The sequence below is a fragment of the Maricaulis maris genome, assembly GCF_049116555.1.
GTDB classification, from domain to species: Bacteria; Pseudomonadota; Alphaproteobacteria; order Caulobacterales; family Maricaulaceae; genus Maricaulis; species Maricaulis maris_C.
In genome coordinates, this window is sequence record NZ_JAGDYT010000001.1 from 596,041 (window position 1) to 609,911 (window position 13,871).

Here is a 13,871-nt window from a genome sequence, read left to right on the forward strand (position 1 = left end):
AACCTCCCTAGTAGATGAGTTCATCATCGGCGCCGCCATCGGCCAGCATGATCTCGCCCTTGGCGGCGAGGTCCTTGGCCATGGAAACGATGGATTGTTGCGCCTGGTCGACATCCTTGAGGCGGACCGGACCCATAGACCCCATGTCCTCGCGCATGATCTTGGCCGCGCGTTCGGACATGTTGGAGAAGAAGAGATCGCGCAAACTGTCCGAGGCTCCCTTCATCGCCAGGGACATCTGTTCCTTGTCGATGGCGCGCATGAGTGTCTGGATGCCACCCGGATCGAGCTTGGAGAGATCCTCGAAGACGAACATGAGCGAGCGGATCTTCTCGGCGCTCTCGCGATTGCGTTCTTCCAGGGCGGCCAGGAAGCGGTTTTCGGTCTGACGATCGAAATTGTTGAAGATCGAGGCCATCATCTCGTGGCTGTCATGCTTGGAGGTGCGCGCCAGGTTGGACATGAACTCGGTACGCAGCGTTTCCTCGATACGATCGAGGATTTCGCGCTGAACCGGTTCCATGCGCAGCATCCGGGTGACGACTTCCAGGGCGAAATCCTCCGGCAGCGCGCCGAGGACGCGGCTGGCATGCTCGGGCTTCACCTTTGACAGGACCACGGCGACCGTCTGCGGGTATTCATTCTTGAGATAATTGGCGAGCACGACCTCGTTCACATTGCCCAGCTTGTCCCACATGGTGCGCCCGGCCGGACCGCGCAGCTCCTCCATGATGGAATCGACCTTCTCGCCAGGCAGGAAGGAGGTCAGCAGGCGCTGGGTGGCTTCGAAGGACCCCATCAGCGAGCCGGTCGAGGACATCTGACCGACGAAGTCGACGATCAGGCGTTCCACGGCGCTTGAGGTCACCGTGCCCAGATTGGACATGGCCTGGGAAACCTCGCGGATTTCCTCCTCGTCCAGATGCTGCCACATGCCTTCACCCTCATCGCCAAGGGCGAGGAGCATGACAGCGGCCTTCTCAGGGCCGGTCAGGCGTGACGGGTCTTCAATGGCGCGTTTTTCACCCATGGTCGGACTTAACTCTCATGCAGCCAGGACCGGAGGATCGAGATCGATTCTTCCGGATGGGATTCAACGATATTGGCGACTTTCTTCAGCGAGGATGCTTTCACCTGACCATCGATCTTCTCGATGTCGATGGAGTCCTCGGCGGTGGCCACGCCTGCGCCTCCGCCCGCCGCGGGCAGGGCGGCCGGACGGCCGGCTGCGGTTGGCAGGGCGGCCGGAGCAGGCGCGCCGCTCACGGCGCCATCCACGCCGGCGCCGGCCAGGGCGAGGCCTTGTGGCATGACCATGCCGCTTGCCCCTTTGACCAGCGGCCGGGCGACCAGGAAGATGATGAGCAGGGCGGTGATGAACATCACACCGATTTCGGCGGCCCGCATCAGGTCATTCTTGGAGAAGGACATGCCGCCCGTCGCGGCGGTTCCCAGCAGCGGGTCGGTCCGGGCGAATTCGATCTGGCTGACCGTCAGCATGTCCTCGCGGGCACCGGGCTCGTTCACATATCCCATGGCCGAGCGGACCAGGGCCTCGATGCGGTCGATTTCAGCCTGCGGGCGTTCGCGCCAGGTGACGGTGCCGTCCTCGGCGGTTTCCAGCACACCATCGACAGCAACGGCGACGGACAGGCGATTGATGGCGCCGGCCTCGATGATTTCGGTGCGTGTCGTCGAGGAGATTTCGTAATTGACGCGCTCGCTGGTGCTTTCGCGGCTGGAGCGGCTATTGGGACCGCCTGCTTCGTTGGCGTCGCCAGCGTTCGGCAGGTTTTCCGAGGCCGACACGCGATTCTCGTTGGCGCCGTCCTGATCATTGGACAGGTCCTCACCGCGCTCACGCGAGCGCACGACCTGGCCGTTCGGGTCATAGGTTTCCGAGCTCTGCGTGATCGATTGGCGATCCAGTTCGGCGGTGACCTGGACGCGGGCGGCACCGGCGCCGACGACACCTTCGACAATGTCGAGAATATTCTGGCGCATCTGGGCTTCGATTTCGCCGCGGCGCTCATCCATCAGGATGGAATTGCCCGACTGCCCGTCCCCGCCGCTGGCGAGCTGGCGACCGCGATCATCGGCGATCGAGACCCCGGTCGGCTCGATGCCGGCGCTGGAGGCGACGATATTGCGGATGACGCGAACCTGCTCGGAGTTCAGGCGGCCATTGGTGGCGATGGTGACAGCGGCGGTCGGGGATTGCTGGTCGCGGGCAAACAGGCGGCGCTCCGGCAGATTGAGATGGACCCGGGCCGAGCTGACATAGTTCAGTGACTGGATGGTGCGGGCCAGTTCGCCTTCCATGGCGCGCTTGGCATTGATGTTCTGGACGAAGCTGGTCTGGCCGAAACTGTCCTGGCGATCGAAAATCTCATAGCCCACCGAAGCGCCGCTCAGCGGACCATTGGAGGCGACGCGGACGCGTGCCTCATCGACCTGGGCGCGATCGACATAGATCGCCGTACCGCCTTCGCGGATATCAAAGGGAATATTCGCCTGATCGAGCAGCTGCGACGTCGCAGCGGCATCAGCCGGGTCGAGGCCGGAATAGAGCAGGGACTGGCTGGCGCCGCCCATGGCTCCGGAGAAATACACGAGTGCGGCAGCGACGCCTGCGGCCAGGCCGAAGATCGCAGTCAGCCGTCCGGCGCCAAAAGCCCTGAACTGTTCGAAAAGCGCGTTCACGTGAAAATCCCTGCCTCATTGCGTGCGCTTCATCAGCGAAGCACTGGGCAGAATTTTCCTACCTGTCGGGTAAACGAGACTTTAATGCGCTTGCATACGTCATGACCGGAGCCCGATTAACCAATCAGGGCTCGCAATCTTTCTGCAGCGAAACATCCAGCGTCTCGCAAACACAGGCGAACGGCGGCCGAGGGGGCGCGGCCGCCGTCCTGCGTGAGCTCGCAAGGGGAGCTTGCTAGCGGTATTGCTGGATGCGTGTTGTACGCAGACCGGCCAGGCCGTGCCGGTCGATCGAGCGTTGCCAGCCGAGGAATTCTTCCACGGTCAGCGAGTAGCGCTCGCACGCTTCCTCGAGAGAGAGAAGACCGCCCCGCACAGCTGCGACGACTTCTGCCTTTCGCCGAACCACCCAACGCTGGGTGCTCGGGTTGGGCAAATCGCCGATCGTGAGCGGGCTACCATCCGGTCCAATGACGTAATTTTCTTTTTTAAGGCGCGGCTGCATGTCCGATCCCCGTTTCTTGTTTGTAGGATCAACCTACACGCAGCCCTTTAACATCGCCCTAAACCACTGGGTAAATTTACATTTAACCGTGTCGCTAAAATCCGGCTCTAAATGTTCCAAACCCGCTCATCCGCCGGTCATAAAAAATGGGCCCCGCCGAGTGGCGAGGCCCATAGTCCAGAAGCGGTTGGGTGATGGTTAGCGCTTCATCCGGATGGCTTCGTCGAGCATCTCATCGGCGGTGGTGATGATTTTCGATGAAGCGGAATAGGCCCGCTGCGTGGTGATCAGGCTGGTGAACTCATTCGCCAGATCGACATTCGAGCTTTCCAGGGTCGAAGCCGCGATGGACCCCGAGGATCCCAGGCCCGGCGGGTTGAGCGTGTAGGCACCGGATTCCGGCGTCACCGTGAACGTACCGCCCGCTTGCGCTTCCAGACCGTCCGGGTTGACGAAGGTCGCAACCGGGATCTGGTAGATCTTGCGGACAATACCATTGGTGAACTTGGCGAAAACGAAGCCGTCATCATCCACATCCACGCTCGAGAAATTACCGAAGGCGGAGCCATTCACATTGGTCGAGAGCAGGGCGGACGGGCTGTCATACTGGGTGAAGCCACCCGGTGCGTCCGGATCGCCGAAGTCCAGGGTGACGGACTGGGAGTCCACACCGGTGGACGTTGCCCACTGGAATTCATTCGCACCAAGGGCTGCGACATTGGTGGAGGACAGGAAGTCGAGCTGGGTCGGCAGCGTCGTGTTGGCACTGTCGAGGCGGCCCTGGGCGTCGAAGGCGACGGTGCCGTTCAGCATCTGGCCGTCGATCAGGGCGGCACCCGTCGAGACGTCACCGGCGGGCACCATGTGGACTTCAGCGTGCCACTGGTTCGGGGTCGAGCTCTTCAACATGGAGATGGTCAGGGTGCGGACACCACCGACGCTGTCATAGAAGGGAATGGAGCGCTGGAAGTCCGGCGTCACCGTACCCGAGGCCATATTGGTCGCCGAGGCCGTCGGATCATAGGTCGCTTCGTCAGCCGAGATCGCCTGGCTCTGCTGCAGGTTGGCATTGATGCCCATGATCGTCGTGGCTTCCGCAGCACCACCGATGGAGGACAGGTTGATCGTCTCCAGGGCGTTGAGGTCGGACGGGTTTTGCGGAACCGTGCCATCGGCTGCGACCGGCCAGCCGGCCAGATACTTGCCGGCATCATTGCGCAGATAGCCTGTCGTGTCCGGCGTGAAACGGCCGGCACGGGTGAAGGAGACCGGGTCGGAGGAGTTCGACGACGCGTCATCGCGAACCACGAAGAAACCCCGGCCGGAGATGGCCAGATCGGTCGGTGAGGAGCCGGCGGTCAGCAGGCCGCTCTCGCCGATGGCGAGCCGTGCGACAGAGCTGACGCCCGCAGCCGAATAGCCCTTGGTCGAGCTGTCGCTGTCATAGAGCGGGGTGAAAACGGCTGAGGCGCGCTTGTAGCCCACCGTGTTGACGTTGGCGATATTGTCCGAAATCGAGGCGAGTGCGTTCGAGTTCGAGATCAGGCCGGATGCGCCGGCCAAAAGCGCTGAATTGATGCTCATTATGCATGCTCCTGGCGTTTGTGTTGTTTTAACGGAGCTTTCTGCTGGTCGGGTTAGACGGCTCGCCCTTCTGGCGATCCGTATCAGGCCGGCGGCCTGGCTATGCGTTTGCGTCCTTGATTGACATCACCGAGGAAAGCGGGACGCGGATCCCGCCCATTTCCACGACGACTTCGGAACCGGACAGGTCGACACCCGTAACGCGGGCAGCGGCCTGGATATTCACGGCGATATTGTCGCCGTCAGCGTTCTGGGCGATGACTTCCAGCGAGTAGACGCCATCCTCCAATGTATTGCCGCCCTCGCCCAGTCCGTCCCAGGTGAAGTCGTGCGAACCGGCGGTGGTCTCGCCGTCAGAACGGGCCACGATGCGGTCCTCGGCATCGCGAATGATGATCGAGGACGTGGTGGCCTCGCTCGGCAATGTGTATTCCCAACTCGCCTCGCCCTCAGTGAGCATGGCTTGCGGCGTCAGGGCCGTGGCAACGCGACCGATATAGCTGACCGACGCACTCTGGGCGGCAGCCGATTGGAGCAGCAGGAGGTTTTCCAGATTCTGGTTCTGGGCGATCTGCTGCTCGACGCTCGAGAAGTCGACCAGCTGGTTCACGAACTGGGTCGAGTCGAGCGGATTCAACGGGTCCTGATTCTTCATCTGCTCTGTAAGCAGGGTCAGGAACATCTCGAAATTGTCGGCCAGGCCCGTCTGCGAGTTCGCGAGGGCGGGGCTGCTGGAGCCGAGACCGGATACTGCGTCTACCATGCGTTACTCCTAGACCTGCACATCGACGCCGGAGCGTCCGGACAGCAGGAAGCCGTAGGCAGTGCGAGGCCGGGATGCGAGTTCATCCTCGGCGCGCTGCGCCATTTCGGTTGTCTGGGTGAAGATCGGAAGGGCCTCGCCCTGGCTGCGACCCTCGTCGTCAGCCGGGTTCTGGCCGTCATTCATCTGGAAGCTCAGCCCGTCCTCGCCAAGCTCAAGCCCGGCGTCCGCCAAGGCGCGCTCGAGGTCGCGGGCCGAGCGCTGCAGCTCATTCAGGGTTTCCGGCCGCTCGACCGTCAGCACCGCATGCACGCGATTGTCGGCGCGCAGCTCGATGCGGACATCGACCTTGCCCAATTCTGCAGGGTCGAGGCGGATGTCAAAGACCCGGTTGCCGTTCGAGACCTGTTTGGTGATCTGTCCTGCCAGCTGTGTGGCGCTGTGCGGCGTAAAGCGCGGCAAGGGATTGCCGGGCCGGTCTGCAGCGAGACGACCATCGGCCCGCGACAGGTTGAAATCGGTTTCGGCCTGAAGGGCAGCCTCGGCCTGGGCCGCGTCGGCCATGGCCGCAGCCTGGACCTGGCCTTCGACCATGACGGCGGGCAGGGGTGTGATTGGCGCGCCGGTCTGCGCAGCCAGGGCGGGCGCAGCCTTGTTGGCAGCGGCAGCGGCAGCGGCAGCGGCAGCGGCTGCGGGATCGGCGGTCGGCATGCCGGCAGATGAAGGCGTGGCGCTGGTCGAACCTGCGCCTGGCTGAGCCGGTTTCCCGGCCTGCCCGGCCGGCGTGCCGACGGCCTGTCCGCCAGGCCGCGCCGCGAGACTGCTGGCGGTCTGGATGGCGGCCTCGGCCTGGCCGCGCTGGCGCAGTGGCTCGCTGACAGTCCCATCCGTGGTGGGGGTGGGCGTCTGGGTGGCCGGCGCCGTCGGAGCCGCTGCGGCAGCTGCCGGTCGGGCCGTACTGGCAGCGGCTGACTTGGACGCCGGGGCGGCGGCCGCGGGAGCCGCTTTCCCGGCAACCGGCTTGCTCGCGTCGAGGCGCGGTTCAGCCGACTTCGGAGCGGCGAGATTGGCGGCCGTCGTGACCGGCGTGGCGGTGGCCGCGGTTGGTTTGGGATTGGCAGGTGTGTCGCTGGCGGTAGCCGCCAGCGTCGCGTCCGGCCCGATCGCTGCGGTCGGAGTGCTGACGGCCTGGGTCGGGCTGGCCTGTGCGGACGTGCCTTGGGCTGGCGTGGCCTGGACCTGTGTGCCCTGGGCTTGCTGGGTCTGGGCCTGCACGCCCGGCGGCGGAGCGGCCGGCGCCAGGCTGCCTTGTGCCTGGCTGCCCGGAGTCTGCGTGGCCGGAGTCTGCGTGGCCGGAGTCTGCGTGGCCGAAGTCTGCGTGGCCGGAGTCTGCGTGGCCGGAGTCTGCGTGCCCGGAGTCTGCGTGGCCGGAGCCTGCACGCCCGGGGTTTGCGCTGGCGGGGTCTCGACGATTGTCGCCTGGCCATTCGAGGCGGTGGCCATTTGGGCCGAGAGACCCGGTCCCTGCGCTTGCGGGCCCGGCGTGGCGGCCGGGCTCGCTGTGTTCGCGGCGTGGGTCGGGTTGCCTGTCGCCGGGGCGGTCAGGCCCGGCTTGGGCAGAATGATCTCGGAAACCGGCTTGCCGGCAGCGACAGGCTTGGTGCCCGCTTCAGCATCGGGGGCCGGAGGCGCACCCGCGGCGGCCATGGCTGGCTGGACCGGCTGTTGCGGCGCCGGGGCTGATGCCTGAGCCTGTCCTTGTGCCTGAGCCTGTCCTTGTGCCTGAGCCAGTCCCTGTCCCTGGACCTGTACCTGTGCGGTGTCCGAAGGCGTCGCGGCCATCGGTGTTGGCGTCGCGGCCGCCGCAGGTGCCAGGGTCGCCGGGGTTGCCGGTGACAGTGTGGTGTCGCCGGTCGGGCTGCCAGGACCGGCATTGCCGGATGAATTGGCCGGATCAATGAAATTCTGAACCGGGCGGGCTGGCTTGGTGCCAACGGGAGCCACCGGCGCAACCGGCGTTACAGGAATGACCAGGTCATCGCCGAGCTCGACATCGCCCCCGGATGTGGCCGGCAGTACGACCGGCGCTGTGGCATCCATGGCCAGCGGCGAGGTCGAGGTGAGCGCGGCTTCGCGAACCGGTGCTGCCGGAGTGTTTCCGACGGCAAGGGCGCCGGTCGCACTGGCTCCGTTCGCATTGGCTCCGGGCGCACTGGAAAATGTTGCGGTTTGTGCCGGCGCGGTGGCAGTCGGCGCTCCGACACGTGCGGCATTTGCCTGGGCCTGGTTGGCGCTGACCATCAATGCGAATGGCGACGCGCCAGGCTCGACCGATGCGACGCCCTGCACAGATCCGCGCTCGCCGGACGCGGGCTGCGCAATGGCGCCGCCGGATCCACCGGGGTTGGAGAACAGGTTCGTCGTGGTCAGGTCCAGAGTCATCGACTCTCTTCGCTTGGCTCAAGGCGCACGTCACGCCTCGTCTCACCGAGATGATCGCAAACGGTGTGCCAGACTGATATTGGCATAACCTGCTGATTTATAGTGTTAATTTCGTGGTAATACCTCGTGGTGGGCAGGATCGTCCGGTCAGCCCTGCCCGCCGGTGGGCGCAATTTGCCGGGTTGGTCGTCTGCCGCCCCGGAGCCCTGCCGGGCCTGCGACGATCAGGGTCGGGTCTTTAAGACCGCGCGTGGGCCCGGGCGCGCGCGCGCGCCCGGCGTGGGGGCCGGGTGGCATGGACGCAGGTCCTGACCGGATTTCGCAGCCGGCGCGGCGTCTGGCCCACCGCTTGCGATGGTTAAGGCAGGTCTCGGCCATCGCTGTCGGGTCAGGAATTCGGAAAGCGCATGAAAAAGCAAATTGAGGCAAATGGTTACGGCATGGAATGTCAGGTGGAGGCGCCCTTCGGGTTGACCGCCCCGCTGGGCAATGCTTGCCGCTTTGACGGCAGATATCGCCGCAACCGCTTCTTTTTTGCCGACTGCGCAGGGAGCCAGCCATGTCGTTGAGCGGTATTCTCGGTAACGCCCTTTCGGGGCTGCAGGCCAGCCAGGCCGGTTTGCGGGCGTCGTCCAACAACGTCGCCAATGTCAACACTGCCGGCTATGCCCGCACCATCGCCAGTTTCGAAGCCCGCAATGTGGGTGGCGTCGCCATGGGCGTTCAGGTCAATGGCATCGTCCGTGTCGTCGATCGTCATCTCCAGCTGACCTCGCTGCGCTCGATCTCGGAAGCCGGCATGACCGAAGCCCGGGCCGGTGCCCTGGACCGGTTGCAGTCGCAATTCGGCAATCTGGACGATAGCGGATCGATCTTTGCGCGCCTGAATTCAGCCTTCAACGGGCTCTCCCAGGCCAGTGTCGATCCAACCCTGTCCGTCGCCCGTCTGTCGGCCGCAGCGGATCTGGACAGCTTCTTCACGGAAGCCCAGCGCCTGTCGGGTGAAATCCGGGCCCAGCGCCAGGAGACCGACGCCAAGATCAATGCGACGCTGCAGCGCTCCAACGAAATCCTTCGGGAAATCTACGAGCTCAATTCCAACGTCCAGAGCGTGTCTGCCGGTGGCGGCGACTCCTCCGGCGCCGAAAACCGGATTTCCGAACTGCTCGACGAGATGTCCGGCTATATGGATATCCGCGCCGATTTCCAGGGCAATGGCCGCGTTGTGCTGCGTACGACGGACGGCGTTCTCCTGCTCGACAATTACCCGGCCACGCTGACCTACAAGGTTGCCGGCACCGGCTCCTATGGCGTCGAGTACGGCAAGATCTATGCGGACTCGCCCAATGGCGCGAACCCGCAGGAACTGGACAGCCATATCGCGTCCGGTGAGCTGCGCGCCCTGATCGATCTGCGCGACAAGACGCTGCCGGATGTGGCTGAGGAATTGGCCGAGATGGCGTCCGGCGCGGCTGATGCGCTGAACGCGGCCCACAATGACGCCGCCTCCTATCCGGCCCCGCAGAGCCTGACCGGTCGCAATACCGGCCTGACCGCGGCCGATGCCCATAATTTCACCGGTGCGACCACGCTTGCCGTGGCGGACAATTCCGGCGTGCTCGTGCGCCGCATTGATGTCGATTTCGACGCCGGCACCTATTCCGTTGACGGCGGCGCCGCCGTCGGCTTCGCCGGGACGGTCGGTGATCTCGCCACGGCGCTGAATACAGCCCTGGCCGGCGTCGGTTCCGCGAGCTTTACCGACGGCACGCTGAGTGTCTCCGCCAGTGCCGCCAATAATGGCGTGGCCTTCCTGCAGGACGAGACCACGCCATCGGATCGCGGCGGGCGCGGCCTGTCACACTTCTTCGGACTGAATGATCTCGTCCGTTCGGACTCGCCGGGCTTCTTCGAGACCGGCCTGTCGGGAACGGACGTCCACCAGTTCGCCACCGGAACCGCGTTGAATTTCCGGATGGACACGATCGATGGCAAGACCGCCAGCACCTATTCCATTCCGATGGTCACAGGTGAAACCGTCGACGACATCGTCACCGCCCTCAATGACACCACGACCGGGATGGGGCGCTATGTCACCTTCTCGCTGGATGGCAATGGCAAGCTCTCCTACACCGCCAATGCGGGCTATGAGGGTTATGAGCTTTCCCTGACCGGCGATGACACGTCACGCGGCAGCACCGGCGTGCCTTTCTCCAAACTCTTCGGGGTCGGGCTGGAAGCCAAGGCGGCGCGCGCGGAATCCTTCTCGGTCGATACCGCCATCCGCGCAGACTCGGCCCGCCTTGCCCTGGGCAAGCTGGACATGGATGCGGCAACCGTGGTGGGCGATTTTGTTCTGGCAGCCGGTGATAATCGCGGCGGCAGCGGCCTGCAGGCCGCGCTGTCGACATCCCGCAGCTTCAATGCCGCCGGCTCTCTGGCCGCTTCGACGGCCAGCCTGGGCGACTACACCGCCCGCATTGCCGGCACGATCGGTTCCCGCGCAGCCCGTGCCGAGAGCGAGGCTGCTTCGGCGGCGACGTTGCAGGCGACAGCGGCTCAGAAGCGGGCCGATGTCGAGGGGGTCAGTCTGGACGAGGAACTGGCAGCGATGACGCTGTACCAGCAGTCCTATAACGCCGCCGCGCGCATGCTGCAGGCGGCCAAGGAAATGACCGATACGCTGATGCGGATCGTCTAGGAGGTTTATGCGTCATGACCCGTGTTTCCACCTTCGCGGCAAACCAGAATGCTCTGATGGACCTGATGAAGGCCCAGAAGTCGCTCTTTGATGCGCAAAAACAGCTGACGACCGGCAAGCTGGCCACCGATCTCAAGGGCGTCGGCCACCAGGCCGAGACGCTTTCCGCCACCCGCGCCGCCCTGCAGCGCGCGCAAGCCTACGAGCAGGCGGCCGTGCGGACCGAGGCACGGCTGGAGACCCAGGATATTGCCATGGGTCAGATGGCCGAGGCGATCACCGATCTGCGCCTGGCTGTCACTTCCAAGGATGGCGACTACACGATGCACCAGGTGCGTGAAGCCTTTAACAAGGTCTCCAACGCGCTCAACATGCAGCATGCGGGGACCTATATCTTTGGCGGTACCCGCACCGATACGGCCCCCGTCGAGACCAATGACATCGATGACCTGATCCCGATGGGCACCGCCAGCGAGGCTTTCGTCAACAATGATCGCCGTCCCCAGGTCCAGCTTGACCAGAATCTGACCATCGACACCGGCATGCTGGCCAGTGATGTCGGCGGTGAGGTTTTCGACAGTTTCAAGCGTATCGCCGATTTCAATGCCGGCGCCAATGGGCCCTTCGATCGGCCCCTGAGCGCGCCCCAGGAAACCTTCCTCAATGGCGAGATCCAGAATGTCATCACGGCGCTGGACAATCTCTACACCAAGATTGGCGAGAACGGCGCGGCCCAGGCCAATGTGGAAACGATGAGAAACTCCCAATCCGACCGCCAGACCTTCCTGCAGCAGATGCTGTCGGACCTCGAGGATGTCGACATGGCCGAAGCGGCGACCCGCTTCCAGCAGGCCCAGACCGCGCTGGATGTCTCGGCAAAAACCTTCTCCTCGCTCAGCCAGGTCTCCCTGCTGCAATATCTGAGATAGGTCGGGGGACGGTCTCAGGCGTATTCCCGATTGATCGGGCTCGCGGTGGCTTGCATGCTTGGCACATTCACGGGAGGCCGCATGCTCAAACGCATTCTTGTTACCTTGATCACCATGACGATCGGTGCCGCGATCGGAGCCGGATGCGTCTGGCTGGCCACCGGCCATGTCGGCGCCAGCCTTGTGGCCGCCGCCCTCATGCTCCCGATCTTCGGCCTGCTCGGGCTCGGCCTTGGTGGCGCCCTGCTGGATCGCAACAAAAACCCCGCCGCGATGAGTGCCTATGTCGGCAATGCCGGGAATATCCGCTCTTAACCTCTCCCCTTAAAGCGCCTATATAGCCGCCTCCATCAACCGTTTGCTGCGGGCCTTGACCCCGCTGGAGGCGATCTATGACGACCCAAGAAACCGGCCGCGCCCGTGCGCAGGCCGATGATCTCATTGCACAATTGGGCCTTGCCGGCGATCCGCTGGGGCTGGGAGGCCATCCCGGTGACCACCGCGTCGTGGTGGCCATGTCCGGCGGCGTCGACAGCTCGGTGACCGCGGCCCTGCTGCACCATCTCGGCTATGACGTCGTCGGCGTGACGCTGCAACTCTATGATCATGGCGCCGCCATGGCCAAGAAGGGCGCCTGCTGTGCCGGCCAGGATATCTATGATGCCAAGCGCGTCGCCGAGGCCTGCGGTTTCCGTCACTATGTGCTCGACTATGAAAGCCGTTTCCGCGAAGCGGTGATCGAGGAATTTGCCGACACTTATCTGGCCGGCTTCACCCCGATCCCCTGCGTGCGCTGCAACCAGACCGTCAAATTCGCCGATCTGCTGACCACCGCCAAACAGCTGGGCGCGGTGTGCATGGCGACGGGGCATTACATCCAGCGCGCGGTCGGGCCCAATGGCGCCGAACTGCGCCGGGCCCACGATGCCGGCAAGGACCAGTCCTATTTCCTGTTCGCGACCACGCATGACCAGCTCGATTTCCTGCGCTTCCCGCTGGGCCATCTCAACAAGGACCAGACGCGGGAGCTGGCCGAGGCCTTCGGTCTCATCGTCGCCGACAAGCCGGACAGCCAGGACATCTGCTTCGTGCCCCAGGGCCGCTATGTCGACATTGTCGAGAAAGTCCGCCCCGGCGCCTCTAGGCCGGGCGAGATCGTCCATGTCGATGGCCGCGTGCTGGGCACACATGAGGGTGTGATCCGCTACACCGTCGGCCAGCGCCGCGGCCTGAAAATCGCTGTCGGCGATCCGCTCTATGTCGTCCGCCTGGATGCCGACAAGGCCGAGGTCGTCGTCGGCCCGCGCGAAGCGCTGGAAGTCGACACGATCGCCCTGAAGGACATCAACTGGCTGGGCGATGAGGCCCCGCTGGACGGCGCACCGGTGCAGGTCAAGGTCCGCTCCACGCGCCCGCCCGTCCCCGCCGCGCTGTCGGTCGAAGGTGACAGCATCAGCGTCATCCTCGCCAAGGGCGAAGAAGGCGTCGCGCCGGGCCAGGCGTGTGTCTTCTACTCATCCGACGACGCCGATCGTGTCCTCGGCGGCGGCTGGATCGCCAGCACGAGCGGCGGGCGCGGTGGTGGCTCAAGCACCGGGGTCAGGTTGATCGGGTAGGGCGCCTTGAGGCCCCTCACGGATGATTCGCTGTGAGCCCCACGTGAAGGCGCGCTTGCAACGCCTATATCGCCATCCCCGCTCTGCGACCTGCGTTCGCAGGTCATCCGGCTGGGATGACAAAGTGTGCCTACGCGTTGATTGAGAGAGATCGCGCGAGCGCGACCCCTTCACCAAAACCACTTGGCAGCCAGCGGGCCGCATCCGGCAAGCGGATTATGGATGAGTGTGCGCCGCGGGCGCGTATCTCTCAAATCGCAACTTATCCCCGCCCTGCGCCCCCAATACCGTCATCCTGACGCAAGTCAGGACCCAGCCTCGCAGACGCGGTTTCACCCGTCCTGGCAATGGCTTGCGTCGCAATCTGGGTCCCGATTGTCATCGGGGTGACGGTGTGTGGGGCGGATAATCGAGAAACCTTATCCCCACCCCTTCTCACCCACCGCATAATCCTCCCGTCCCGCGCTGCTCGAGGCCCGGATTGGTGATCCGGGGGCGTTGGGAGAACGGAGCTCGTCCGGTTGCCTGGAAACACCGCCAGACCAACCCGGCGTGGCCATCGGCAGGACGGCGGCACAAAGCTCGACCGTTTGTCCCTGTCGGTTTCGAGACGGGGCCCGCAAGGGGC

At 64.4% G+C, this 13,871-nt stretch carries 11 protein-coding genes; 5 read left to right on the forward strand and 6 right to left on the reverse strand.

What is annotated here, in order from left to right; translation table 11 throughout:
• Positions 1-7: 7 nt before the first annotated feature.
• The 6 genes from fliG to JXQ94_RS02760 all read right to left on the reverse strand — a co-directional run bounded on the left by fliG (position 8) and on the right by JXQ94_RS02760 (position 7,997).
• Positions 8-1,030 (reverse strand): flagellar motor switch protein FliG, encoded by a 1,023-nt coding sequence (fliG, locus tag JXQ94_RS02735; RefSeq protein WP_421922284.1) that lies wholly within the window; start codon positions 1,028-1,030, stop codon positions 8-10.
• An 8-nt stretch (positions 1,031-1,038) separates the two neighbouring features.
• Positions 1,039-2,703: a flagellar basal-body MS-ring/collar protein FliF gene (gene fliF, locus JXQ94_RS02740; protein ID WP_421922285.1), complete on the reverse strand. Its 1,665-nt coding sequence runs from the start codon at positions 2,701-2,703 to the stop codon at positions 1,039-1,041.
• A gap of 235 nt (positions 2,704-2,938) precedes the next feature.
• A complete protein-coding gene (locus JXQ94_RS02745; RefSeq protein WP_295693022.1) occupies positions 2,939-3,208 on the reverse strand; it encodes a DUF1153 domain-containing protein in 270 nt (89 codons plus the stop codon).
• 198 nt (positions 3,209-3,406) lie between these two features.
• Entirely contained in the window at positions 3,407-4,792 is a 1,386-nt protein-coding gene (locus JXQ94_RS02750; RefSeq protein ID WP_421922286.1) for a flagellar hook-basal body complex protein, read from the reverse strand.
• 100 nt (positions 4,793-4,892) lie between these two features.
• Entirely contained in the window at positions 4,893-5,555 is a 663-nt protein-coding gene (locus JXQ94_RS02755) for a flagellar hook assembly protein FlgD (RefSeq protein ID WP_421922287.1), read from the reverse strand.
• Between the two features lie 9 nt (positions 5,556-5,564).
• Positions 5,565-7,997: a flagellar hook-length control protein FliK gene (locus tag JXQ94_RS02760; protein WP_421922288.1), complete on the reverse strand. Its 2,433-nt coding sequence runs from the start codon at positions 7,995-7,997 to the stop codon at positions 5,565-5,567.
• Positions 7,998-8,404: 407 nt separating this feature from the next.
• On the opposite strand from JXQ94_RS02760, the gene JXQ94_RS02765 reads away from it, so the two are divergent.
• The 5 genes from JXQ94_RS02765 to mnmA all read left to right on the forward strand — a co-directional run bounded on the left by JXQ94_RS02765 (position 8,405) and on the right by mnmA (position 13,243).
• Entirely contained in the window at positions 8,405-8,566 is a 162-nt protein-coding gene (locus tag JXQ94_RS02765) for a hypothetical protein (RefSeq protein ID WP_421922289.1), read from the forward strand.
• The gene (gene flgK, locus JXQ94_RS02770) at positions 8,557-10,698 is read left to right on the forward strand and encodes a flagellar hook-associated protein FlgK (protein WP_421922290.1); all 2,142 of its coding nucleotides are present in this window, start codon (positions 8,557-8,559) and stop codon (positions 10,696-10,698) included. Before JXQ94_RS02765 ends, flgK begins: the two co-directional genes overlap by 10 nt.
• A 14-nt stretch (positions 10,699-10,712) precedes the next feature.
• Entirely contained in the window at positions 10,713-11,627 is a 915-nt protein-coding gene (locus JXQ94_RS02775; RefSeq protein WP_421922291.1) for a flagellin, read from the forward strand.
• An 81-nt stretch (positions 11,628-11,708) separates the two neighbouring features.
• A complete protein-coding gene (locus tag JXQ94_RS02780) occupies positions 11,709-11,942 on the forward strand; it encodes a hypothetical protein (RefSeq protein ID WP_421922292.1) in 234 nt (77 codons plus the stop codon).
• A gap of 77 nt (positions 11,943-12,019) precedes the next feature.
• Positions 12,020-13,243 (forward strand): tRNA 2-thiouridine(34) synthase MnmA, encoded by a 1,224-nt coding sequence (gene mnmA / locus JXQ94_RS02785; RefSeq protein WP_421922293.1) that lies wholly within the window; start codon positions 12,020-12,022, stop codon positions 13,241-13,243.
• Positions 13,244-13,871 lie beyond the last annotated feature (628 nt).

What these genes read in the sequence shown, in the direction of transcription:
- JXQ94_RS02750 (WP_421922286.1), bottom strand. Translation starts at nt 4,792, where the DNA reads ATGAGCATCAATTCAGCGCTTTTGGCCGGCGCATCCGGCCTGATCTCG.
- fliG (WP_421922284.1), bottom strand. Translation starts at nt 1,030, where the DNA reads ATGGGTGAAAAACGCGCCATTGAAGACCCGTCACGCCTGACCGGCCCT.
- JXQ94_RS02765 (WP_421922289.1), top strand. Translation starts at nt 8,405, where the DNA reads ATGAAAAAGCAAATTGAGGCAAATGGTTACGGCATGGAATGTCAGGTG.
- JXQ94_RS02780 (WP_421922292.1), top strand. Translation starts at nt 11,709, where the DNA reads ATGCTCAAACGCATTCTTGTTACCTTGATCACCATGACGATCGGTGCC.
- JXQ94_RS02775 (WP_421922291.1), top strand. Translation starts at nt 10,713, where the DNA reads ATGACCCGTGTTTCCACCTTCGCGGCAAACCAGAATGCTCTGATGGAC.
- flgK (WP_421922290.1), top strand. Translation starts at nt 8,557, where the DNA reads ATGTCGTTGAGCGGTATTCTCGGTAACGCCCTTTCGGGGCTGCAGGCC.
- JXQ94_RS02760 (WP_421922288.1), bottom strand. Translation starts at nt 7,997, where the DNA reads ATGACTCTGGACCTGACCACGACGAACCTGTTCTCCAACCCCGGTGGA.
- mnmA (WP_421922293.1), top strand. Translation starts at nt 12,020, where the DNA reads ATGACGACCCAAGAAACCGGCCGCGCCCGTGCGCAGGCCGATGATCTC.
- JXQ94_RS02745 (WP_295693022.1), bottom strand. Translation starts at nt 3,208, where the DNA reads ATGCAGCCGCGCCTTAAAAAAGAAAATTACGTCATTGGACCGGATGGT.
- JXQ94_RS02755 (WP_421922287.1), bottom strand. Translation starts at nt 5,555, where the DNA reads ATGGTAGACGCAGTATCCGGTCTCGGCTCCAGCAGCCCCGCCCTCGCG.